The following is a 22,945-nucleotide window of genomic DNA, read 5'->3' as shown; positions in this document are numbered from 1 at the left end:
CTCACCTATCCCCTAATGGTCTGATGCTGATAAATCTGATGCTGATATAAAGGAGTAGTAAATCCCATGATGAACTGGGAAACATTAGTTGATCTGCTGCTGGGCATTGGTTTGAGCGCGGCAACAGGATTTCGAGTTTTTGTGCCGTTTTTTGTTTTGAGTGTGGCTGCGGTACTGGGACATATTGATCTGCCTACCAACTTCGACTGGATTGAAACTAATCAAGCTCTGATTGTGCTGGCAGCCGCAAGCCTGCTAGAGGTCATCGGCTACTACATTCCCTGGTTAGACCATCTGCTTGATACGATCGCTACGCCTGCCGCCGTGATTGCCGGAACCCTGGTCACTGCGCTGGCAACCTCCGGGCTGAATCCGCTGCTTCAGTGGACGCTAGCCATTATCGCGGGCGGAGGCACAGCAGGCTTAACCAAGGGCATGAACAATATTCTGCGCCTGATTTCCACCTCGATTTCGGTCGGGCTGACCAACCCCATCTTTGCCACGATCGAGCTAGTGCTCGCGATCGGACTGGCGGTTCTGGCGATTACGCTGCCGGTCGCAACCGGAGTGCTGGTAATTGTGCTGGTGCTGACGCTTCTTCGTAGGGCACGGCAGTTTCTTGCAGCGGCTCGATCGAATCTGGCTCAAACCCCAACGCAAACCCCCACTCAGACTCCCACTCAAACCCCGACCTAATCCGCTTTGCAATAGTTCTCTACCGATCGGAGGAATCAATTAACTTACCTCTTGAGCGATATCCAGATCCTGCCTTCTAGTGAAAGAATCAGATAGCGATCTGTTACAAAGTTTGAATGGGGTGTGAGGGAAGAGTTCTGCGGCGAGCGGATTTTCTTTGTCCAGCAAATAGCCATGATGTGGACGCGATAGCGAATAAATGGGCAGGAATCTGAGGATGAATGAAACTCAAAACAAGCGCACCGATGTCGTGAATCTCTGGGATCGGTTCAGTACGAGTTCTCTCGTCCGTTTTCTGTTGCTGTTTGCTTCGGGTTGGGCGTTAGTTCAGCTATTGCAGTATTTTGAATACGTTATTTTTACCTTTACGTTTGCAGCAATTCTTGCGCTTTTGCTCAACTATCCGGTGCGATATCTGGAACGGTTTCTTGGACGCAGTGCCGCACTTGGCGTGGTGATTGTGCTTAGTTTATTGTCGCTCGTCGTGATTGCGGTGAGTGCCGGAATTGCGCTTGCAAGCCAGCTTCAGCAGCTGATTACAACAGTGATTACTGCACTGGGATCTTCTCAAAATCCGCTCACTCGTCTTGAGAACCTGCTGCTAGCTCGTGACATTCCGCTCGATTTGGAACCCCTGGAACAGCAGATTCAAAATTTGTTGGCGTCTGCGCTCAGCTTTGCAGTGAACTCGATTCCTGCGCTGCTCAGCAACTATGTCACCTTTATTATTATTCTGGTCGTTGCGTTTTTCATGCTGATTGATGGCGCAAGGCTCTGGGGGTGGCTACTCAAGACGGTTCCTCATGCCCACCGCAGGCGAGTTGCTCAGGCAATTCAAACCAATTTTCTAGGGTTTATTCGAGGACAGATTATTATTTCTATTCTGCTGACCTGCGCCAGTTTTCTAGTGTTTGAAATCTTCCAGATTCCCTTTGCTCTGGTTCTGGCGGTGATTGTAGGATTGTTTGATCTGATTCCTGGGATCGGAGCAACGCTGGGCGTGAGTATTGCTTGTCTAATTATTCTGGTGCAGAGCGGCTGGCTGACTGCCCTCAAAGTGCTGGTCGTTTCAATTCTGCTGCAACAAGTTCAGGATAATTTAATTTCGCCGCGTGTTATGCAAAGCACAGTGCATCTACATCCAGTCGTAATCTTTTTCGCACTGCTGGTAGGCACTCAGATCGCGGGACTCCTGGGTGTGTTACTAGCCGTGCCGATCGCCGGAGTGATTGTAAGCCTGTTAGAAATTAAAGAAATGCAGGCAAAGTAATCATTGGTTGTAGAGGGGATTTGAGAAGTTCCAGAAATTCCACATTGTCCCCGAAATTCCCTCAGGTTGGGGGCTCTGAAAGCACCCAGAAAAATAGGTTTTGCCCGAACCCCAGAGGCAAAGAGATGGTTCCGGGCAGCAGGTAACTTCCTGTTAGCAGATTAGTTGGGAAATTAGTTCAGGGAATTGTGACCGTTCGTATTTTTGCCGTTTGAGCTTTGCAGCTCCTGACACTTTGCCTCAGCCGCCGCAAACGCTTCCTGATACTCTTTGCCGCCCAGCATCACGTTGCCGTAATATTCGTAGGGCGTTGTGCCGTAGATAGGCAGAGGATCATCTTCGGGATAGTCTTCTTTTGCCTCTTCTACGGCAGCTTTCAAGCTTTCGACCGATAAACGCTGCGCCGTGAAATAGAACAGGGTTTCTGGATTGCCTTGCAGGTGAGGCAGGTTGGGGTCGATCAGGCAATCGTCCAGTTCCAGCCAACCATGCTCGATCGGCTCACTAGATCTCGCTTTGCTCACCAGAAAACCCTGCACGTAAAGCGCGTCTTTGATCGCCAGAGCTGCTTTATAGGCATTCTCAAACGGCTGTTTCGCTTTGCTGCGGATCTCCTGAGCAATTTCTCTCGATCGCGCTTCGTCTAGCAGTTTGTCCATCCCAAAGTTCTCCTGCACTTACACCAGCTCAGACGGCGTTTGCACTACAGGCTGCGGCTGCGGTTGGAATTGGAACAGCGAGTAGACGACGTTGCGGCGAATATTGGTCATCATTTCGAGGAAGAGTTCATAGCCTTCGCTCTTGTATTCGATCAGCGGGTCGCGCTGACCATAGCCTCGCAGACCGATCGCCTCGCGCAGAGCCTCCATTTGCTGAAGGTGTTCGCGCCAGAGGGTATCAATTTGCTGAAGGATAAAGAATCGCTCTGCCTGCCGCATCAGGTTTGGCTCAAGCTGGTTCACCTGGGCTTCTTTGATGTCGTAGGCAATGCGGGCTTGCTCGTGCAGGAAGGTCTTGATTTCGCCCACCGACAGATCGGCAAGCTGGGACGGCTCTAAATCTTCGAGCAGATAGATGAATTCCTTCACCTTGGTCACGACCTTATCGATCTCCCACTCCTCTGAGGGCAATTCAGGGTTGATGTAAGCATCGACGATATCATCCATCGTTTTCTCGATGTACTTGATCACCTGTTCTTTCAGGTCTTGCCCTTCCAGAACGCGCCGCCGCTCGGCGTAGATGGCACGACGCTGATTGTTCATCACTTCGTCGTACTCAAATACCTGCTTACGAATGTCGTAGTAGTAGGTTTCGACTTTCTTTTGCGCCCCTTCGAGCGATCGCGTCAGCATTCCCGATTCGATCGGCATATCTTCTTCGACGCGGAAAGCATTCATCAAGCCTGCAACCCGATCGCCGCCAAAGATTCGCAGCAAGTTGTCTTCCAGGCTGAGGAAAAAGCGAGTCGAGCCAGGGTCGCCCTGTCGTCCCGCCCGTCCACGAAGCTGGTTGTCAATCCGGCGGGATTCGTGTCGCTCTGTCCCGACGACGTGTAGACCACCCAGCTCCACGACTTCTTCGTGTTCGGCTTTGGTAAACGCTTCGTATTCTTTGCGGATCAGGTTATAAACGTCGCGCAGCCGCAGAATCACCGGGTCTTCGGTCGGAGCTTTTTCAGAAGCAACCGCCACAATGTCTTCTGCCTGAAGTTCGGGAAGCGATCGTTCGCCATACTGCTGCACGGCAAAATCAACGGCTTCCTTCAGAGCTTTCTCGACTTCTTTTGAGAGTACCGTGGGATAAATCTGCGGCGATGCCTTCCAGGTTTTTACTTTTTGTCCAGGGGTAGGCGCGGAAAACCCCTTACCGCCCGATCTGGAGTCGCCGTGCATCACGCTGGTGACTGAAAAGCCATCGCCATCTTCTGGCTGCACAATTCGGGGCATAAAGAACTCGCGCAGCTTGAGACGCGCCATGTAGTCTTCGTTTCCACCCAGAATGATGTCTGTGCCGCGTCCTGCCATGTTGGTGGCGATCGTCACGGCTCCTTTGCGTCCGGCTTGGGCGATGATTTCTGACTCGCGCTCTACGTTTTCCGGCTTCGCGTTCAGCAAATTATGGGGCACTTGCAGCTCAGCCAGCAGCCGCGACAGCACTTCGGATTTTTCCACGCTGGTAGTTCCTACGAGAACGGGTCGTCCCTGCTGGTTGAACTCAGCGCAGTCCTGAGCGATCGCCCGCCATTTTGCCGCCTCAGTTTTGTACACCACGTCGGGCTGGTCGCGCCGCTGGGTGATGCGGTTGGTCGGAATAATCGTCACTTCTAGCTTGTAAATCTTCTCAAATTCAGCTTCTTCGGTTTTCGCCGTGCCCGTCATGCCCGCCAGCTTTGGATAAAGCAGGAAGAAGTTCTGATAGGTAATGCTTGCCAGGGTTTGCGTTTCCGGCTGGATTTCGACGTTTTCTTTGGCTTCGATCGCCTGGTGCAGACCATCGCTCCAGCGACGACCGGGCAGCACCCGTCCGGTGAACTCGTCCACAATCACAATTTCGTCATTGCGAACAATGTAGTTCACGTCGCGCATGAACAGCTCTTTTGCCTTGATCGCGTTAAAAATGTAGTGCGCCCAGGGATCCTTCGGGTCGAACAAATCCTCAACGCCCAGCAAATCTTCGCAGGCAACAAAACCCTCGTCAGACAGCAGGACGTTACGCTGCTTCTCATCGACTTCGTAGTGTCCGTTAGGGTCGTCTTCGTTTTCCTTTTTGGTGAGTGCCGCCGCAATCTGAGCCGCTCGGATATACTTTTCGCTCGGACGCTCGACCTGTCCCGAAATAATCAGCGGGGTACGGGCTTCGTCGATCAGCACCGAGTCTACTTCGTCGATCACGCAATAGTTAAATGGACGCTGCACGACTTCCTCGATCGAGGTTGCCATGTTATCCCGCAGATAGTCGAAGCCGAGTTCGCTGTTGGTGCTGTAGGTAATATCGCAGGCGTAGTTTTTGCGGCGTTCGATCGGGGTCATGCTGTTTTGGATCAAACCCACGCTCAGTCCCAGAAAGCGGTGAACCTGTCCCATCCATTCCGCGTCGCGCCGTGCCAGGTAGTCGTTCACTGTGACGACGTGAACCCCTTTTCCGCTTAGAGCGTTGAGGTAGGCGGGCAGCGTCGAAACCAGAGTTTTGCCTTCCCCGGTCTTCATCTCGGCAATTTGCCCATTGTGCAGCACCATGCCACCGATTAACTGCACATCAAAGTGCCGCATTCCCAGGACGCGTCTGGCTGCCTCTCGCACCACGGCAAAGGCTTCGGGCAGCAAATCGTCCAGCGTTTCGCCTTTTTCGAGCCGCTGCTTGAACTCTGCCGTCTTGCCGGTCAACTGCTCGTCGGACAATGCCTGAATTTCTTCTTCAAGCAGATTGACTTCGACAATGTCGTTTTTATACTTCTTTAATTTACGTGCGTTGGGGTCGCCCAGCAGTTTCTTTAACATGGCAAACGAGAGACTCTAATAGGAGGGAGAAATAGGGAAATTTGTATCGGCGCAGGGTGCAGCTATCCGAGGGATCGCTTTTGGAGTTCGGGCTTTTCTAGTCTAGGTAAAGTGTGACGCATTTTCACGGTTCAGCCCAGCAATTTGACTCACTCGATCGCTCAAAATCCCCCAAAGTCTTCACCAGTACGGTTCTAAAGATTGATTGAGTATTGGCAAAGTTACTTTCATCGTACCATCTGGATTCAAACCGGGGGAAAGTCTGGGTTGGGGGATAGCCGAATAGGGATTGGGGAGGGGTAAAGGAAGTGGAGGGATAGGGAGTTGGGCGATACTGTTTTCTCTGAGCGTGTGACTTGTGTGAGTGTATGACTTGTTTGAATGTATGACTTCGGGTTCGATCGAAAGATTTTGTACTGGAAACTTGAAGCGGGTTACTCAGAGCTAAAATTTCCGAGCTTCTGCTGAACCCACGCAAAAATTTGAACCTAGCCTCCACGAAGCCATCCTTCCCCTAGCAAAGCTAAGATTCTGTCAATTTCTGCACCCTCCATCTCCTCATCCTCTCCTACTTACTCCCCTACCCACTCTGGTGCGAGACTCCGATAATTAAACTGAGCAGCAGCAGGATGGCAGGTGGCGCAGGTTCTTACGCTGGGGGGCTGAGGAAACTCGACTTTGGGATGCAGTGCTTTGAAATAGCGCGATTGCTGGATGCGATAGGGAACGATTTCGTTGCGATTGGTCGATCGCGAAAAGGTAGAGAGATATCGCCAGACTATCTCTAGGTCAGGGCTTCGCAGGGGTTCGATCTGTACTCCATAGTGCTGCGAATCTTGAATGAGCGCTTGCCAGGTTTGGGTCGGCATTGCGGCAGGCGGCAGTGCCAGGTGACAGGTAGCGCAGTTTTGCAGATAAAGTTCCTGTCCGACCTGAAACTGCGGGCGAATCACGTCAACTGTGCCAATTGCCTGAGAATCAGGAGCATTGCTTTGGGCGATCGTTTGGGCGATCGAAGGTTTTGCCTGGGCGAGTCCCCAACCTAAGCAAAGACTCCAAACCAGCAGCAGCAGCGTCACCCTGAACCAGCGAAGAGCGGGGCGGCGACGAATCCAGCGGGTAAAGCGCAAAAACGGCATAGATTCAATCAGGCAAACGGGGCAAACAATTCGAGGAGGTATAAAGCGGGGGTGTTTGAGGAAAGAATGACAGGCACAATTGTCAGGATTTCAGAATGGGAAACTTAGAAAAGCGGTAGCCCTTATCACTAATGAAATGAAGCTGGTACCTTCGTTTCCTGCAATTTTCAGCGTCAGCGTCCTCCCGGAGGCGGAGTAAAATTGCGCTGATCCCACCTGCTCAAACCCGAAACTTCAGATTATTCTGATCATCAGTGATGTAACTGGCTGACCTGACTGCTCAGGGTTGCCAAAGTTCCACTAGGGGACTGAAATTGCGTTAAAAGTCATTCGATCGAGTGAAGAATCATTTCTGAGTTTTGCCTTATAAAGCAGAAGACCTGAAGTTATCGTAAGACAGGATAACGCTAAACCTGCAATGCAAACTGCGAGCGAATGCAGCCAACCTAACCATCCAGCACTACTCAAATACCACAACTCAGACGATTTTCGGAGGAAGAGGGAATCCATGCACGATTGCCGTCACGTTCAGTTTAGTATTCACGAAGGCTTTGCAGTGGGAACAGGGTCTCGTCAAATTGATCTTGAAGAACTGCAAGCACTCTTTCAAATTACGGCATTCTGGGCACAGGATCGCAAACTTGAAGACTGGACGATCGCCCTGCAAAATAGTAGACCAATTGTGACTGCTTGGGACGGCGATCGACTGATTGGTTTTGCACGGGCAACTTCGGATGGAATTTATCGCGCCACTATCTGGGATGTGGTTGTTCACCCAGATTATCAGGGATTAGGACTGGGACGGAAACTGGTCGAAACGCTGTTGATGCACCCTCATCTGAATCGCGCTGAGCGGGTGTATCTGATGACCACAAATCAGCAGAAGTTTTACGAGCGCATCGGCTTCGAGGAAAACCAGACCACGACAATGGTGCTGTTTAACCAGCCTGTCTCGCAGCAAGGACTGCCCTTGGTTCAGGAAATGGTGCAGGAAGAGGTGTTGCATCGCGGTTAACCTGGAGTGAAATTGGGCGATCGCTTTGCAGACAGGAAAAAACAGATAAGAAAAAAACAGACAAGAAAAAAGGGAGGTTAACCCTCCCCGTTTGTCTAACCATAAAACTGTCTAGCCATAAAACTGAAATCGCTACAAAAACTCGTTCTTTTCTGAAGATTCGGACGCAAAGAGTTTTCCTCAATGGAGATAAACTCTCGGAACTAATCTGCTGCGGCGACTTGCTCGGCCTGCCGATAACCAAAAAAGTCGATCTTATAGTTCAGAATGCGAACGCCCGTTTGTGCCTCCACCTGGCGCAGCAGCTCTTCGGGTAGCTCGATGTGAACATCCATAATCTGATTGGTATCAATGCAGTTCACATGACTGTGCGGATCGCTAATGTTGCCATAGAGCCGACCATCCGATCGCTCAATGCACTCGATCACGCCCTGCTCTGACAGTGCCTCCAGGTTTTGATAGACCGAGGTATGCCCAATTTCTTTGCCCTGCTGATTCAGCCGATCGTAAATTTCTCGCGCTGAGAGATGCTCTTTTGCCTGCCACAGCAGTTCTAGAATGAAGCGACGCTGCTTGCTCAGACGCATTCCGAGCGATTGACAGTGATCTAGAGCTTCTTCGAGCGATCGAATTGGTTTTTTAACTGATGCTGCTCCTGTCTCCATAACTCCCTTCCCTACAGCTTAATAATGGATTGAATAACCCTGTTTTTATTTCGTACTGAATTTCGTACTGGCAATATTTTGACAATTTTGATGCTAAATCCGATTGAACGATGAGTGGCGATGCAAGGAAAACAGTTGAGCAAGCGGGCAGAAACAGGGTTTTCTAGGCAGCGTCTCGTTCGTGATGCTTAAGTCCACGCTGAAAACATGGCATTGGTCAAGCCTAATCTCAGTCTGCAATACCCTCGGCATTCACTCATATTGTACTCATGGGGTGAGGCTCACGGGTGAATCAGTAGGAGCATCAGCACAGTAAAGCAACTTAAGCACCCAATTCCTAAATCGAACTCACTACAACTTTAACTTAGAAAAGCGCAGAATGTCTACCGCAACGCACAAGTAGAGCCATTTTTCAACCCTTTGAGCGAGGTTAATCAACCTGGATTAAAGCGGTTGATTCTGGAAAATTTATCATTTTTTACAAAGCGGCGAGGGTTGGAAGGAAAAAGGGTTTTACTTGATCTTGGTCAGCCCGGAAGTTCAAGCATGTTTGTTGAAGTACCTGGCGAACGGCGAAGGATTGGAGGTTCCCCTAAACTCCTCTTCAAAAAGGGGACTTTGAGCTGCTAAACCTTATCGACTGCTCCAGAAGTGCTCTTAAACAGGCTTGCTTCCCCTTATTGAAAGCGACTCTCAGGGGAATCTCCAGGATTTAAGACCCTCACCCATCCACCTTTCAGCGACGATTCAGGCAACCACCCTTCAGAAGTAAAGCAACCCAGCGATCGCCCTAGAGCTAAACAGCATTTGCCAGATAGAACTCGGAAAAGCGCAGCGCAACGTTTGTCTTTTGTTCTGTATTAACGTAAGGAGTTATTACAAATCGAGCGTGGCATTATTTTCTTGATTAGTTCAGATTTAGACTAAAGCAGCTCATCTAAACTACGGATAGCTTCTTCTTAGGTAGAATTAAACCCCCTTCTGTTTTCAAAGTCCCTTTTACTGTTTGGGAAAGTGAACAATAATGCAGTTATGAACCAGACAAGGTTTTGAGGTTGAGGCTCCGGGTCGTGTTGCTTGTCTGATGCGACCCATCTCTAAATTCCAAGGATTTTTAGCAAGGATTTTTTAGACAGAGACTTAGACAGAGATTCGATCGCCACAGAAACACCAGAAACGACGCGAAAAGCCGCGTTGCGTATTGGGTAAAAAGACTTACAGACAGGAGAGATTTAGCGTGAAATTAGCGGTTTACGGCAAAGGCGGAATTGGCAAATCGACGACAAGCTGCAATATCTCAGTTGCGCTGGCGCGTCGCGGAAAGAGAGTGCTGCAAATCGGCTGCGACCCAAAACATGACAGTACTTTTACTCTAACTGGGTTCCTGATTCCCACGATCATCGATACGCTCCAGGAAAAGGACTACCACTACGAAGATGTGTGGCCCGAAGATGTGATTTACAAGGGCTATGGCGGCGTAGATTGTGTTGAAGCGGGTGGTCCTCCGGCAGGAGCAGGCTGTGGCGGCTATGTAGTGGGCGAAACGGTGAAGCTGCTGAAGGAACTCAACGCCTTTGACGAATATGACGTGATTTTGTTTGACGTGCTGGGCGACGTGGTTTGCGGTGGTTTTGCGGCTCCGCTGAACTATGCCGACTACTGCATGATCGTTACCGATAACGGTTTCGATGCGCTGTTTGCAGCCAACCGGATTGCAGCTTCGGTGCGAGAAAAAGCCAGAACCCATCCCCTCCGCCTAGCAGGACTGATTGGCAACCGGACTTCCAAGCGGGATCTGATCGATAAGTATGTGGATTCTGTGCCAATGCCCGTGCTGGAAATTCTGCCCCTGATCGAAGATATTCGGGTGTCGCGGGTGAAGGGCAAAACGCTGTTTGAAATGGCGGAATCCGACCCCTCGCTGAACTATGTCTGCGACTATTACCTCAATATTGCCGATCAAATTCTGGCGCGTCCCGAAGGCGTGGTGCCTAAGGATGCCCCCGATCGCGAACTGTTTACCCTGCTGTCTGATTTCTATCTCAATCCCACCAAGCATCAGCCCAAGGCCGAGGAAGAACTGGATCTGATGATGGTTTAGTGTGAGTGCGGAGCAGCAAATCTCGATCGCAACAAAAGCTGAAAATCCCTTGTTTCTTTGGGTGATGCGTCGCCATTTTACGGTATGAGTGGGTTTGCATAATTTTTTGCACTATTTCTGCAAAATTTAGCGATCGTCTTTTGCATCCAGCACGATAAATTCCGTGAATACTGAACATCTCCGCAAATCCCTCAAAACTCTGTGGCTCAGCTACTACCGCACCCATCGAGACTGGCTGGTAAAACTGGGCGTTTGGGTCAACTGTGAAGGTCAGCGTCGTCCTTCTTCAAGCTTTATTCTGGCAACCCTGGCAACGCTCGAACCCGATCTGCTTGAGCTGCTTCCGCTGATTGTGGATCTCAGCAGCAATCCCGATCGCATTGTGATTGCCCTGGGTTTGAACTTCAACCCCGATGAGGCATTGGAAGAACTTGAAGCTGCTTACATCCCCGCCCAGCCGATCCGACTGCTCCCCAGCCAGACCGATGTGGTCAATTTCTCTCCTATCCCTCAGAACGCGATCGATCGCCCTGCTCCTGCCCAGCCAGACGATGCCTGTGAAGGAGTAGGACCAAACCCCAACCTGAGGTATGAGCGAACGAACTAGCAGAACATTAGGGGGATTGGCGGGACAAAAACATTTGCTTTCGTTCGTTTCAACGATGACCCTCGAAGGGGAAGTGCTTTGCATCGCCCCCATAACATCCCTTTAAGGAAACCGAATTTTATGACTCTGGCAAGCGAACCCCAATCCCTCAACTTCGACTGCGAAACGGGCAATTATCACACTTTCTGCCCGATTAGCTGCGTGGCCTGGCTATATCAGAAGATTGAAGACAGCTTCTTTCTCGTGATTGGCACAAAGACCTGCGGCTATTTTCTGCAAAACGCGATGGGCGTGATGATTTTTGCCGAACCTCGCTATGCGATGGCAGAACTAGAAGAAGGCGACATCTCGGCTCAGCTCAACGACTATGAGGAACTAAAGCGGCTCTGTGCCCAGATTAAGCGCGATCGCAATCCCTCTGTAATTGTCTGGATTGGAACCTGCACCACAGAAATCATCAAAATGGATCTGGAAGGGCTGGCTCCTAAACTGGAAGCGGAAATTGGGATTCCGATCGTCGTGGCACGGGCAAACGGTCTGGACTATGCCTTTACTCAGGGCGAAGATACAGTGCTGGCGGCAATGGCTCATCGATGCCCCGATCGTGCTCCGACCGCAGAGGCAGAGAAGAACGATCGCAATGCCATTCAAAAGCTGCTCAACTTTGGACGCAAAAAGGAAGAAGTTGCGGCTGAAGAATCGGAGTATGTGGATCACCCGCCGCTGGTACTGTTTGGTTCTTTGCCCGATCCCGTGGTAACACAGCTCACGCTGGAACTCAAAAGACAAGGAATTAAAGTTTCGGGCTGGCTGCCTGCCAAGCGATTTACCGAACTACCCGTCCTGGCCGAGGGCGATTATGTGGTCGGGGTGAATCCGTTCCTGTCTCGCACGGCAACGACCCTGATGCGCCGACGCAAATGTAAGCTGATTGGCGCGCCTTTCCCGATCGGTCCCGATGGCACTCGCGCCTGGATCGAAAAAATCTGCTCGGTGTTTGGCATTGAGCCGAAGGGACTGGATGAGCGAGAAGCGCAAATTTGGGCAGGACTGGAAGATTACGTGAAGCTGATTCGCGGCAAGTCAGTGTTCTTTATGGGCGATAACCTGCTGGAAATCTCGCTGGCGCGGTTCCTGATTCGCTGCGGCATGACCGTGCCTGAAATCGGCATTCCCTACATGGATAAGCGATACCAGGGTGCGGAACTGGCTCTGCTAGAGAAAACCTGTGCCGAAATGAACGTGCCCCTGCCCCGCATCGTTGAAAAGCCGGACAACTACAACCAGATTCAGCGCATTTATGAGCTTCAGCCCGATCTGGTGATCACGGGGATGGCACATGCGAACCCGCTAGAGGCTCGCGGCATCAATACCAAGTGGTCAGTGGAGTTTACCTTCGCGCAAATTCACGGCTTCAGCAACGCCCGCGACATTCTGGAACTGGTGACCCGCCCGCTCCGCCGCAATAATTCTCTCAAGGATCTGGGCTGGGATAAGCTCGTGAAGGAAACGACGGTTTAGAATCTTCTCCTGTTCTTGATTTCTGTTCCCTGCGCTGATATCGGCGTGGGGATTTTTTTAGCTCCTGATGTACCCCTGATGTACCCCAAACTGCTGTACGAAGCTGAAGACTGTGCAATTGCAGCATGGCATCCTCGATCGCGTCGCAAAACTGATCGATTATTAGGGCTTTTTAAGCATTTGCTTAGTCCCATTAAGAGGCTGCTTTGTTCACATTAGCCCAACTCCCAGAGCGGGTAAAAACAGCAGCCCATCGACCCAAACGTTGTAAATCGATCGCTCCGTTTCTGGGGTTAATGTCCAGACACAAGCCAGCGTCAGCAGCAGCATCGGCAGCACAATTGCAACTGAGGGAATGTTCCAACCGTTAATCCAGCCACCCAGCAATCCAGCGAGTCCAACCGCATTGAATCCAGTTAACAGAATTCGGGTTGAGGGGATACCCACCAAAACAGGTAGAGTGGGTACGCCCTGTTTGCGATCGTCATTCAGGTCACGAATGTCAAACACATGGGCATTGGAACCCGTCACCATCAGCAGAAAGACGGCTGTGAGAACGGCAGCAGGGGTAAATGGCTGATTTGCATAGGCAAGCGGAATGGCAGTCAGTGCGTAAGCGATCGTGGCGCAGACGATCCAGGCTTTTGCACCGGGAATATCTTTGATGCGATGCCAGCGCGTTTGTCGATCGTGCCGATGCGAAAGCTGTCGTGGAAACAAAGGAATGCCATACGCTAGCGCAATGAATCCCACAATGCTGACCTTTTGCACGGCGATCGGAGCTTGAACCAGCAAAACAACTGTCGCCACCCCCGCCCCCAGCATCAGCAGCACAATCGCCGGACTACGATGAAAAGCCGGAAGCTGCTCATTCGAACGGTCCGGCATCATCGCATCGGCAAAGCGATCGAGGTTATAAAACGTTAGCGCGGCACAGAAAATGAGGGCGATCGGGAGAGTGCCGGGAGGCAGGCGCAAAGTCTGCTGAACAAAAAACACTAGAGAAGCAAGCGCGGCAGCTGTCCACAGGCTGGAATCGATCAGAAAATGCAGGCATCTGAGCACCAACGGATAAACCCAGCGCGGTCGAGCAGGCTCAAGCACCGACTCGAACAGAAATAAACGAACTTTTTGCATCAGCCAATCAAGAGCAGAATTATCTTGATGCTAGGGAGCAACAGGCTCAATGCGAATCATCTGTCCGTTAGATTCATCCGTTAAAACATATAGCAAGCCATCTGGACCCTGACGCACATCCCGCACGCGCTGATTGATGGCGATCGTCTGTTGACCCACCACGTTTCCTGAAGCATCGAGATCAATGCGCTGGATTGCCTGTCCCACCAGTCCTCCGGCAAACAAATCGCCCTTCCAGCCAGAGAGTCGATCGCCCGTGTAAAAGGTCAGACCAGAGGGTGCAATGCCAGATTGCCAGACCGTTTTGGGGTCGATTAATCCGGGGCGCGATCGTTCTGAGGAAATTTCGCCGCCTGAATATTCCCGGCTGTAAGTGACCAGGGGCCACCCATAGTTATTGCCTGCCTGCATTTGATTTAGCTCATCGCCGCCCCGTGCCCCGTGTTCCGTTGCCCAAACTTGCCCCGTTGCCGGATTAAGGGTCAGCCCCTGAATATTGCGGTGTCCGTAGCTCCAGATTGCCGGATCAGCATTGGCATTCGATGCAAACGGATTATTAGCAGGAATCGAGCCGTCATCGTTGAGCCGCACAATCTTACCAAGACGGCTTTGCAAATTTTGTGCCTGCCTGCGAATTAGATCGCCGTTAAGCGAAACAGGTGGGTTGCCGCCATCACCGATCGACACCAGCATCGTTCCATCGGGGAGCCATTGAATCCGGGAGCCAAAATGCTGCGTGCTCGACTTTTGCGGAGCCGCTTCAAAAATGGTCTGCACATCGCGCAAGGTTTGACCCTCCAGCACACCACGCGCTACACGGGTTTGATTGGCGGAGGCATTGCCGTGAGAATAAGTCAGGTAAACAAACCGATTTTGGGCAAACTGCGGGTGAAGCGACACCTCCATCAATCCGCCCTGCCCCGATGCAAACACGGGTGGTACTCCGGCGATCGGCGTTGGATCAAGCACATCATTGCGCACAATTCGCAGCCGCCCCGGTCGCTCTGTCACCAGCATTGCCCCATCGGGAAGCCATGCCATACTCCAGGGATGCTCTAGCCCGTCTAGAACAACCGTTTGTCGATAGCGTTGCGCTGCACCAGAAGCAGGAGCCTGAGCGATCGTTTGATTAGATCCTCCAGTCTGATTGTTCTCTTTTGTGGCAGTAGCCGGCTCAGAACTAGTGCCCGTTGCCGGAGAACTCGTGGAAGGAGCCGATGAAATTTGAGGCACAGCACAGCCCGCAACTACAAAGAGTAATATGCCCCTGGCAAAGGCAGTCTTGAACGATCGCTGCACAAGCTGCAAACGATTCTGAATTTTGGGTTGAATCCGGTGAAGCATAGCAACTAACTCCTTTTGAATCGGGCTAGCGTAAATCAAGGTTTGAGTAAACAGGCTAAACCTGCGCTAAACATGCTGTAGACCTGCGCGATCGGTTTGCAATGAAACCTTGCAACGAAACCTTGCAGTAAGAACTTGTAATGAAAACAAATTCGTGTCTAGATACTGGGCTACGACTGAGGTAAACCCTGACACAGCAATCGTTGAACAAGGCAAACTGTAAGCAAGGCAAACTGAAAGAGGTGATCGAATGGCAAGTAGATTAATGGCAAGCGACTATCGAAGTGAAAGAATGCTGCTTCAGCTATAGATAATAGCTTATCTATAATTCCATTATGTTGATCTGTTTCCAGAGCAGCTCGAGAGTTCTAAATTCAAGACAAAATTGAACTCAAGCCCCTATCTCTCTCCCACTCTGCAAGCACGTCTAACAGCCTCCCCTTCATCTCCTCATCCCCCATCTCCTCATCATGTCAACCCCCCACTTCTCCGACTCCCCCACTTGGACTGCCGAAGCCGAAGCGAAGCTAAAAAACATCCCTTTCTTCGTCCGATCGCAGGCAAGACAGCGCATTGAAGCCCTCGCCCGTGAAGCAGAACTAGACACGGTGACACCAGAATTGGTCGAGCAAGCCCGATTAGAATTTGGGCAATAGTAATTTGGGCAATCCTATTTTTCTCGAATTGCTTCTCGATTACCCCGTAGGGGAACTGCTTTGCATCGCCTTATTTCCAGCAATTGCTGAAAACTAGCTGCATTAGTTGTCCTGATTTCCGGTAGACATCGCAGCGAGGACCGCTTGCTGGCTCACCTGGGCATAGAGGGATTTGAGATATTCCTGAACGTGCTGGGCTGAGACGATCGCCTGATTGCCTGGCGTGTCAGATTTCAGGGGCAACGTTCCTAAAATATCCAGAACCGTTTCGCTGCTGGGCGGCGGCGCAATCACGACAAGAGACGGCTCAAGCTGCTGATCGTACTGCCAGAAGCGATCGAGGGAAATTTGATTTGTTGAAGCGGTCTCGATCGGGGGTAGGTCAGATTCGCCTTCGGTCTTCGCGCTTCGCATTTCCCGCAGAGCGGTAATGATCTGCTCCTTAGTGCGTCCCCGAAGCTGAAACAGCACAAACGGATCTTCGCTAAAGCGATCGCCCAGCACATAGTAAAGTGCGCCAATATGCTTGCAGGGATTCGCCGGATCAGGACAGGAACAGCGGCTGTGGATGTCAAACTTTGTGAGCGGAAACAGGCTCAGCCCGTTCGCTGTAAACACTTCTTCGATATTTTGCGGCATCTCGCCCGCCAGCAGCTTGGCTGAGAAAATGGCGCGTTCTGCCATCGACTCGATCACATACTGCCACTGCTCATCGTTAAATGGGTCGAGGGAAAGGCTAACTTTGTAGGGTTCGGGTGCGGTGCCCTGGACGAGTGCAGAGACTTTGGCTCCCTGATACTCAATTTTCAGCACATTGCCTTCCCGCGCATAGTTTCGGGCACGGGCGAGTCGTCGCACCCAGCCAAATGACTCCAGCACATCGATCCAGCGTTGTGCCCACCATTCCCGGCTTGCCTGTGTATCGTAAGTCATGCAATCAGTATAAACAAATAAAAAGAACCGGGGATTAGCCCAGTTCCTAGCACTCATCGTTTTTTAGGCGAATCGTTATGATGAAGAATCAGTTTTTGCAAGTGGATTGAACTCGCTGGTTGAACTAGCTGAGTGATTCTAGATAGTCCCGGACGCGGTTGCGTCGCTTTGGCTGTCTGAGCTTTTGCAGTGCCTTGGCTTCAATCTGGCGAACGCGTTCACGAGAGAGATCGAGTGCCCGTCCAATTTCTGCCAGTGAATAGGGTTGACCGTTGCCCAAGCCAAACCGCATTTGGATCACATCGCGTTCGCGAGTAGTGAGGTCGGTGAGGAGCTGTTGAAGATCTCGGTGGAGTGCCTCGCGCATCAGCAGCTCCTCAGGAGTTACACCGTCGCGATCGTCCAGCAGTTCGCCCAGCTCCGTATCCCGCTCTTTGCCCACCTTGGTTTCCAGCGAAACGGCACGGGGTACGCGCAGCAGCACTTCTCGCACCTGGCTAGGCGACATTTCCAGTTCGGCGGCGATGTCCTCCATTGAGGCAGTTCTGCCTTTTTCCTGGGAAATCTTGCGCTGCGCCTTCTTGATTTTGTTGAGCTTCTCGGTGATGTGAACGGGCAGGCGGATTGTGCGGCTTTGAGTGGCGATCGCGCGGGTAATGCCCTGACGAATCCACCAGTACGCATAGGTGCTGAATCGATAACCCTTGGTGGGGTCAAATTTCTCGACGGCACGTTCCAGACCCAGTGTTCCTTCCTGGATCAGATCCAGCAAATCAAGTCCGCGATTCTGATACTTCTTGGCAACCGAGACAACCAGACGCAAATTCGCCTTGATCATGTGATCTTTGGCGCGGGTTCCTTCATTTTTAACTTGGTCCAGCTCTGCTGGGGTCATTTCCGACAGCTCTGCCCAGCGACGCTTTCCGGTGGACAGCATTATTTTTAGATCAGCAACGGTGGTTTCAGCTTCAACTGCCCACCGTTCCCAGGAAGGACGATGACCAAGGTGCGAGGCAAGCCGATCGTGAATGTCAAGCAGCTTCACGTAGGGCTGGATCTCTGCATCACCTTTTTCGGCAGCTTCATTACGAAGCTCTACCAGGCGCATATAGCGTTGAACGCTTTGGGCTTCTGAAACTTCTTCATCGCGTCCCAGCAACCGCACCCGCCCGATTTCCTGGAGATAGAGCCGCACAAGATCAGTGGTGCGTCGGTTGGCGTTTCGCAAAAGTTGATTTGGATCTGCATCCTCAAAGTCCAGGCTGACTAGCTCTGTTTCTGCCTGTTCCAAAGAGAAGTCAGAGGCATCGTGTTCACCATTCATTTCAAAGTTGACGACACTGGCTGATTCAGCGTAATCAAGATCAGCGCGAAAAGGTCTTGCTGTCATAGTGTTCGTCTCAGTGCTCCGGTGTAAGGGGGCATAGATTGCCTGTCAAGAGTGTTCCCACTTTGGGGGCTAATTAACCACGACTTCTTTAAGCAGCGTGAAGTTTCACGTCTTGCTCGATTGGCTTTGCAAATTGTGACGGATACACCCAATTCGTGATTGATTTAAATCACGGCAGTTCTGAATTATGCAGGGAACTCTCTAACCTACATTCTTTGTATCGGTGATTCCCGAATTGCTGCTTGAAGGAATGAAGTTGCTTTATCAAGTTGAAGTAAAGATTACGGTGCGATCGAGTTTTTTATCAGGCGTTTAGAGAAGTATCAGGGAACTGCAAAACCTACAACGATCGCCGACTTAACGCAGATGTACAAGCTAGCCAGAAACTGGAAGCAGTTCAGGTCACAAGTTCACTTTTCAAATCAAATCGCCTTTCAAGGAGCCTGCTTAGCATTAACTAGCGGCTGCACCACTCGGTCGATCGCATCCTGCATAAAGGCTCGGATGAACTCGTCGCGCTGATTCAGGCGAAACTGTTCCTGCACCACTTCCGTCATGCCGCCGTCGCCCCAGTCTTGATTGCGACGGAAGTATTCGATAAAGCTTTTTCCAGCAATTCGTGTGAGATAGGCTGCCGTCACGCCTTGAATGGCTCGACCGACGAGAAAGGTTCCCACATTGGTTTGCAGCGTAATTGAGAGCAGTTCAAACGCGCCGCGCACTACGCCCAGACTGACCAGGGTTTTTGCTAAGGAAATTGCCAGATCCTTTCCTCGCTCCAGATTAATTTCGCAGCCGTAGATGCGCCCCAGCTCGATCACCATTTGGGCGTTAATTGCCGCCGTTGCTAACAGATCGACTCCCGGTAAAGGAGTGACGGTAACGGCTCCTGCTACAATCCACTGATAGCGATCGACAACTTTTTCTGCCTGCTGTCGTCGCTGGTCGTCGATTTGCTGCCGTGCCGCTTCGCTAAGCTGCTGGGATTGCAGCAGAATGTTGTCCGCCACCAAATTTTCGCCTTCCGATCGCAAAACGGCTGCGATGCGCTGAAGCAAAGGAAAGATATCGGGTTCAGGGGTGAGCCATTCGCCGCTTTCGAGCTGCACGGGCTGAGGGTTGGCGGCGATCGGAATGATATCTTCTGCTGAGATTAAATCTTGAAGCCGCTGCTGAATCTGAGCAATCAGGGCTTCCAGGTCGGCTTCGGGATATAAATCGGTTTTGTTGAAGACGAGGAGCGATCGTTTGCCGATAGTGAGAAGCGATCGAAGCACGGTGTATTCAGACTGGCGCAAATCGTTATCGACCACAAACAGCAGCAAATCGGCTTCGGTCGCTAGCTTTCGCGCCGCCTGTTCTCGTTCTGTTCCTGCGATGCCTGCTTCCAGGATTCCGGGGGTGTCAGTCAGCAAAATCTCTCGTCCCAAGCCGCGAAGCTGGAGTCTTGAGGTGGATTCTACACAGGTGGTTCCCATCGGTGCGCCAACCTGCCCCCCCGCCGTTTGTCCGGTAATGCGATCGATAATCGCGTTGATCAGGGACGTTTTGCCTGCAGAGCCTGTGCCAAAGATCACGACTCGAATTTCCCGACGGCTGAGGCTTTCTTCGATTTCACGGGTGCGGCTGGCAAGAGCCTGACGGGTGACTTCGTCTTCGATCTGGTCAATTTGCTGCTGTACTGCCCGCAGCGTCTCTCTTGCCGCATCGACCTTTTCGACAGGAACAGTCGGCAGCCGCTTGGGTTGCTTTGGCTTCGTGAATCGCAGCGCATAATAGAACAGGACGATCGCCAGTGCTGCAAACAGTCCAATCAAGAGGAACAGCAGCAAATTTGCCAGCAGTGGCGATGTCCACGCAATGCTGTAGTAGAGCTGTGACAAGGAACCGATTAGCCAAATCGTTAGCCCCAACACCAGGATGATGCCAACCAGGACTAACAAAAGACTTGACCGAGACATGAGCGGCTCTAGAAATAAAGGGTTCTTCTTTTGATCTTACCGAACCGATAGAAAGCAGCTTCTTTAGCTCATTTAGAGGAGCTCATTTAGAGGAGTTGCCGTCTGCTGCCGGATGCGATCGAAGAAGCGTTACCATCTAGCCTCTCGGATAGCCACCGCCATTCCGACGACCACCACCACCACCGCCACCGCCCTCTTCACGGGGTTTGGCTTTGTTGACTCGAATTTCGCGACCGAGCCATTCTGCGCCGTCAAGTTCGTCGATCGCCTTTTGCTCTTGAGCATCGTCTTCCATTTCGACGAATGCAAAGCCCCGCTTCCTTCCGGTTTCCCGATCGGTTGGTAAGCTGACTCGACTCACTTTTCCATACTCAGCGAAAACTTCCCGTAGATCCTCTTCAGTTGCCTGAAAAGACAGGTTGCCAACGTAAATAGTCACAATTCTCTCCAAACCATTCGAGACGAGTGGCAGTTCAAGGAAACGCAGGGTAGACGAGAAGATGATTCCCATTAATACTGCAATCCAGTACTGCTTTGCAAGCAATAATAGCGGATCTATTGAGTTAGCGCAGCAAAATAGAAAACATCTTTTTTAAAATTCAAAAGACACTGATATTTTGCAATAGTATCGATGGAAAATTCTTAGGGTTTTTTATCGGGCAATCTGTCCCATGAAGTTTCCCCAAAGCTGGGCTGCATCGCCGCTTGTGCCGTTCGTTGGGGTGTTGTCATCGTTACCAAACCAAACTCCTGTCACCAGTGATTGGCTAGGAATGTAGCCAACAAACCAGAGGTCAACATTGTCATTGGTTGTTCCTGTTTTGCCTGCTTCACCTAAACCGAGAGAGGCAGCTCGTCCGGTGCCCGACTGCACAACCCCTTGCAGCAAGGAAGTCATGGTATTTGCAACTTCAGGTGAGAGAACGGTGACATTTGCCTCTGCGTCTTTGCTGTAGTCGTAAATCACACGGCACGTTCTTGCATCGTTCACATTCTGGCAATCGCTGCTGTCAAAAATGCGGCGGATTAAGTGAGGACGATGGCTTACTCCCTGATTTGCCAGTACGCCAAAGGCACCCGTGAGCTGGAGCAGATTCACTTCGCTTTGTCCCAGAATCAATCCGGGGGTAGCCTGCAGATCAGCCGTGATGCCCATTCGCTTTGCGGTTTGAATGACGCGATCGAGTCCCACGTCTTGCGCCACCCGCAGTGCGACCGGATTCTCGGATTGAGCCACTGCCCCAAACATATCCAGACTGCCGCTGCCCGATCGACAGCCCTCAAACGACTGTCCCTCCCAGGTCAACGGGGCACAGGAAAACGAGGTATAGGGCGAGGTTCCCTGCTCCAGTGCGGCAACATAGGCAAAGATTTTGAATGTCGATCCGGGCTGGCGATATGCCTGGGTTGCCCGATTAAACTGGCTCTGCTGGTAGTCCGCACCACCGACCATTGACAGTACTTCGCCCGACTGGGAATCTAGCGTCACCATTGCCCCTTCCGAGAAACCTACCGAGGTGCCCGTGTCCGTTACGGCAGTTCTCAGTGAGGATTCTGCGACCTGCTGAATTCGCTGATCGAGGGTGCTTTCGACGACAAAATTTCCTTCCTGGGCGAGCTGCTCTCCTAGCAGGCGTTCGAGTTCCGCAAACACCTCACCGTAGAAATAAGGGGCGATCGTGCTTTGCAGCTGCTTAACGGCTGCGGGATTAATTTCGATGCGCGATCGACGGGCACGTTGGGCGTCTTCCTGGCTGACTTTGCCCTGGGCTGCCATGCGGTTGAGAACGCGATCACGAAACTGCACTGCCGTCTCGTAGTCCCGCACCGGATTAAAGCGGTTCGGCGCAGGCAAAATTCCGACCAGCGTTGCGGCTTCTGACAGCGAAAGGTCTTTAGCAGATTTGCCGAAGTAAAACTGTGCCGCGTCCTCAAAGCCGTAGTTCCCGTTCCCCAGATAAACCCGATTCAGATAGGTCAGCATCAGGTCGTCTTTGCTGTAAAACGTCTCTAGCTTCAAGGCAGCAACCGCTTCACGCAGTTTGCGTCCGGCAGAGTCTTCGGTTCCTACATAGTCACGGAAAATGCTGCGGGCAAGCTGCTGGGTGACGGTACTGCCACCTTCCAGGATTTGGCCGTCCCGAACGTTGATGACGGCCGCCCGCAAAATACCGAGCGGATCAACGCCTAAATGCCAGTAGTAGCGAGTATCTTCTGAGGCAATCACCGCTTCCGCCAAATAGGGCGAAAAATCGCTGAGCTGCTTCATCTCGACGTGCGGACGAGTTTCTACGGTGCTGAGCGGCGTTTTTCCGTCTCGCGTATAAACGACGACCGGACCTTGAACTGAGGCAGGCAGCGGACGCACCGAGAACTTTTGCCACTCTAACCCGACCCAGCAAGCCGTGAGCGCAGTCACCCCTGTTGCGCCATATAGCCCGTAGCGAAAGGCTCTGACATACCAAGGTGGGGGATCGTGATACTGAACGCGGACGGCTGCCGCCAGTTCTGGGGGCCCTAGAGTCAAAATATCCCCATGCCGCAGGGGAAACTTGGTGACTCGCCGCTTGCCGCGATAGATTCCGTTGGTCGAATTTTCGTCGCGCAGCACAAAGGGCGCATTCGGCTTGCGCTTATCCCGCGTCAGCGACAGATGAACCTGACTCACAACCGGATTTCGCACCACGATATCGCAGGACTTGGAGCTGCGTCCTAGCAGGTAGCTTTCGCCCAGCAAGGGATAGGTTTCAGCCTGGGTTGCGTCGGCATCCTGCACCAGAAGTTCGGGGACTCTGGCATTAGGCTTAAGCCGAAGCTTGGTAAAATCGACCCGCGCCTGCACCGTTCGCACCGCCTGAGTCAGTGCCCCCAAGAGGGTTTTCGGCGGGTTGGGTGAAGGATTGGGCGGCTGAGGATTTGGGGCTGGGTTGGGTGTCTGGGGAGGAGTCATGCCAGAATTATGCCGCAATCAGGCAACGCGTATCATCAAACATCTTATTGAGATACAAGTTGG

At 51.7% G+C, this 22,945-nt stretch carries 18 protein-coding genes; 7 read left to right on the top strand and 11 right to left on the bottom strand.

From position 1 onward, the window contains the following. The first annotated feature begins 66 nt into the window (after window positions 1-66). Complete coding sequence (locus NDA02_RS20225; RefSeq protein ID WP_190792447.1) at window positions 67-696, top strand: DUF4126 domain-containing protein; 630 nt, start codon at window positions 67-69, stop codon at window positions 694-696. 217 nt (window positions 697-913) lie between these two features. Continuing rightward, a complete protein-coding gene (locus NDA02_RS20220; RefSeq protein ID WP_348248074.1) occupies window positions 914-1,966 on the top strand; it encodes an AI-2E family transporter in 1,053 nt (350 codons plus the stop codon). A 173-nt stretch (window positions 1,967-2,139) separates the two neighbouring features. Here NDA02_RS20220 and NDA02_RS20215 read toward each other — a convergent pair whose 3' ends face one another. The 3 genes from NDA02_RS20215 to NDA02_RS20205 all read right to left on the bottom strand — a co-directional run bounded on the left by NDA02_RS20215 (window position 2,140) and on the right by NDA02_RS20205 (window position 6,602). Continuing rightward, complete coding sequence (locus NDA02_RS20215) at window positions 2,140-2,625, bottom strand: hypothetical protein (protein ID WP_190794258.1); 486 nt, start codon at window positions 2,623-2,625, stop codon at window positions 2,140-2,142. 18 nt (window positions 2,626-2,643) lie between these two features. Continuing rightward, a complete protein-coding gene (gene secA, locus NDA02_RS20210; RefSeq protein ID WP_190794257.1) occupies window positions 2,644-5,463 on the bottom strand; it encodes a preprotein translocase subunit SecA in 2,820 nt (939 codons plus the stop codon). Between the two features lie 572 nt (window positions 5,464-6,035). Next, window positions 6,036-6,602, bottom strand: coding sequence for a cytochrome C (locus tag NDA02_RS20205; protein ID WP_190794256.1), 567 nt, complete (start codon window positions 6,600-6,602; stop codon window positions 6,036-6,038). A gap of 508 nt (window positions 6,603-7,110) precedes the next feature. On the opposite strand from NDA02_RS20205, the gene NDA02_RS20200 reads away from it, so the two are divergent. Beyond that, window positions 7,111-7,617, top strand: coding sequence for a GNAT family N-acetyltransferase (locus NDA02_RS20200; RefSeq protein ID WP_348248071.1), 507 nt, complete (start codon window positions 7,111-7,113; stop codon window positions 7,615-7,617). 203 nt (window positions 7,618-7,820) lie between these two features. On the opposite strand, the gene NDA02_RS20195 is transcribed toward NDA02_RS20200, so the two are convergent. Next, a complete protein-coding gene (locus NDA02_RS20195) occupies window positions 7,821-8,282 on the bottom strand; it encodes a Fur family transcriptional regulator (RefSeq protein WP_190794254.1) in 462 nt (153 codons plus the stop codon). Window positions 8,283-9,519: 1,237 nt separating this feature from the next. On the opposite strand from NDA02_RS20195, the gene bchL reads away from it, so the two are divergent. The 3 genes from bchL (at window position 9,520) to NDA02_RS20180 (ending at window position 12,511) form a co-directional block, all read left to right on the top strand. After that, entirely contained in the window at window positions 9,520-10,383 is an 864-nt protein-coding gene (bchL, locus tag NDA02_RS20190; RefSeq protein ID WP_190794253.1) for a ferredoxin:protochlorophyllide reductase (ATP-dependent) iron-sulfur ATP-binding protein, read from the top strand. A 163-nt stretch (window positions 10,384-10,546) separates the two neighbouring features. Next, complete coding sequence (locus tag NDA02_RS20185) at window positions 10,547-10,990, top strand: DUF5331 domain-containing protein (RefSeq protein ID WP_190794252.1); 444 nt, start codon at window positions 10,547-10,549, stop codon at window positions 10,988-10,990. A gap of 120 nt (window positions 10,991-11,110) precedes the next feature. Beyond that, window positions 11,111-12,511 carry a ferredoxin:protochlorophyllide reductase (ATP-dependent) subunit N gene (locus NDA02_RS20180; RefSeq protein WP_190794251.1) on the top strand — a complete coding sequence of 467 codons (1,401 nt, stop codon included), beginning with the start codon at window positions 11,111-11,113 and terminating at the stop codon, window positions 12,509-12,511. Window positions 12,512-12,721: 210 nt separating this feature from the next. On the opposite strand, the gene NDA02_RS20175 is transcribed toward NDA02_RS20180, so the two are convergent. Together NDA02_RS20175 and NDA02_RS20170 are read right to left on the bottom strand one after the other, a co-directional pair. Beyond that, window positions 12,722-13,648: a UbiA family prenyltransferase gene (locus NDA02_RS20175; RefSeq protein WP_190794250.1), complete on the bottom strand. Its 927-nt coding sequence runs from the start codon at window positions 13,646-13,648 to the stop codon at window positions 12,722-12,724. A 30-nt stretch (window positions 13,649-13,678) separates the two neighbouring features. Further along, window positions 13,679-14,992, bottom strand: a complete 1,314-nt coding sequence (locus tag NDA02_RS20170) for a PQQ-dependent sugar dehydrogenase (protein ID WP_190794249.1) — start codon at window positions 14,990-14,992, stop codon at window positions 13,679-13,681. Window positions 14,993-15,462: 470 nt separating this feature from the next. Between NDA02_RS20170 and NDA02_RS20165 the strand changes: the two genes are divergently transcribed. Beyond that, window positions 15,463-15,648 (top strand): PCP reductase family protein, encoded by a 186-nt coding sequence (locus tag NDA02_RS20165; RefSeq protein ID WP_190794248.1) that lies wholly within the window; start codon window positions 15,463-15,465, stop codon window positions 15,646-15,648. A gap of 102 nt (window positions 15,649-15,750) precedes the next feature. On the opposite strand, the gene NDA02_RS20160 is transcribed toward NDA02_RS20165, so the two are convergent. From NDA02_RS20160 to NDA02_RS20140, 5 genes are all read right to left on the bottom strand, one after another. Then, on the bottom strand, window positions 15,751-16,581 hold the full coding sequence (locus tag NDA02_RS20160; RefSeq protein ID WP_190794247.1) for an SWIM zinc finger family protein: 831 nt from the start codon (window positions 16,579-16,581) through the stop codon (window positions 15,751-15,753). Between the two features lie 124 nt (window positions 16,582-16,705). Continuing rightward, the gene (gene sigC / locus NDA02_RS20155; RefSeq protein WP_190794246.1) at window positions 16,706-17,971 is read right to left on the bottom strand and encodes an RNA polymerase sigma factor SigC; all 1,266 of its coding nucleotides are present in this window, start codon (window positions 17,969-17,971) and stop codon (window positions 16,706-16,708) included. A gap of 434 nt (window positions 17,972-18,405) precedes the next feature. Beyond that, window positions 18,406-19,932, bottom strand: coding sequence for a GTP-binding protein (locus NDA02_RS20150; RefSeq protein WP_190794245.1), 1,527 nt, complete (start codon window positions 19,930-19,932; stop codon window positions 18,406-18,408). Between the two features lie 136 nt (window positions 19,933-20,068). Beyond that, window positions 20,069-20,371 (bottom strand): RNA-binding protein, encoded by a 303-nt coding sequence (locus NDA02_RS20145; protein ID WP_190794244.1) that lies wholly within the window; start codon window positions 20,369-20,371, stop codon window positions 20,069-20,071. Between the two features lie 213 nt (window positions 20,372-20,584). After that, the gene (locus tag NDA02_RS20140) at window positions 20,585-22,882 is read right to left on the bottom strand and encodes a PBP1A family penicillin-binding protein (protein WP_348255708.1); all 2,298 of its coding nucleotides are present in this window, start codon (window positions 22,880-22,882) and stop codon (window positions 20,585-20,587) included. Window positions 22,883-22,945: the final 63 nt, after the last annotated feature.

The organism is Leptolyngbya sp. ST-U4, assembly GCF_039962215.1.
Lineage (GTDB): Bacteria > Cyanobacteriota > Cyanobacteriia > Elainellales > Elainellaceae > Leptolyngbya_A.
Note: the sequence above shows the minus strand (reverse complement) of the source record. Positions and strands in the feature narration are given on the sequence as shown.

Excerpts from the sequence above, each read along its gene's own strand:
- NDA02_RS20225 (WP_190792447.1), top strand. The coding sequence starts at position 67 with ATGATGAACTGGGAAACATTAGTTGATCTGCTGCTGGGCATTGGTTTG.
- NDA02_RS20220 (WP_348248074.1), top strand. The coding sequence starts at position 914 with ATGAATGAAACTCAAAACAAGCGCACCGATGTCGTGAATCTCTGGGAT.
- NDA02_RS20215 (WP_190794258.1), bottom strand. The coding sequence starts at position 2,625 with ATGGACAAACTGCTAGACGAAGCGCGATCGAGAGAAATTGCTCAGGAG.
- secA (WP_190794257.1), bottom strand. The coding sequence starts at position 5,463 with ATGTTAAAGAAACTGCTGGGCGACCCCAACGCACGTAAATTAAAGAAG.
- NDA02_RS20205 (WP_190794256.1), bottom strand. The coding sequence starts at position 6,602 with ATGCCGTTTTTGCGCTTTACCCGCTGGATTCGTCGCCGCCCCGCTCTT.
- NDA02_RS20200 (WP_348248071.1), top strand. The coding sequence starts at position 7,111 with ATGCACGATTGCCGTCACGTTCAGTTTAGTATTCACGAAGGCTTTGCA.
- NDA02_RS20195 (WP_190794254.1), bottom strand. The coding sequence starts at position 8,282 with ATGGAGACAGGAGCAGCATCAGTTAAAAAACCAATTCGATCGCTCGAA.
- NDA02_RS20180 (WP_190794251.1), top strand. The coding sequence starts at position 11,111 with ATGACTCTGGCAAGCGAACCCCAATCCCTCAACTTCGACTGCGAAACG.
- NDA02_RS20175 (WP_190794250.1), bottom strand. The coding sequence starts at position 13,648 with ATGCAAAAAGTTCGTTTATTTCTGTTCGAGTCGGTGCTTGAGCCTGCT.
- NDA02_RS20170 (WP_190794249.1), bottom strand. The coding sequence starts at position 14,992 with ATGCTTCACCGGATTCAACCCAAAATTCAGAATCGTTTGCAGCTTGTG.
- NDA02_RS20165 (WP_190794248.1), top strand. The coding sequence starts at position 15,463 with ATGTCAACCCCCCACTTCTCCGACTCCCCCACTTGGACTGCCGAAGCC.
- NDA02_RS20160 (WP_190794247.1), bottom strand. The coding sequence starts at position 16,581 with ATGACTTACGATACACAGGCAAGCCGGGAATGGTGGGCACAACGCTGG.
- sigC (WP_190794246.1), bottom strand. The coding sequence starts at position 17,971 with ATGACAGCAAGACCTTTTCGCGCTGATCTTGATTACGCTGAATCAGCC.
- NDA02_RS20150 (WP_190794245.1), bottom strand. The coding sequence starts at position 19,932 with ATGTCTCGGTCAAGTCTTTTGTTAGTCCTGGTTGGCATCATCCTGGTG.
- NDA02_RS20140 (WP_348255708.1), bottom strand. The coding sequence starts at position 22,882 with ATGACTCCTCCCCAGACACCCAACCCAGCCCCAAATCCTCAGCCGCCC.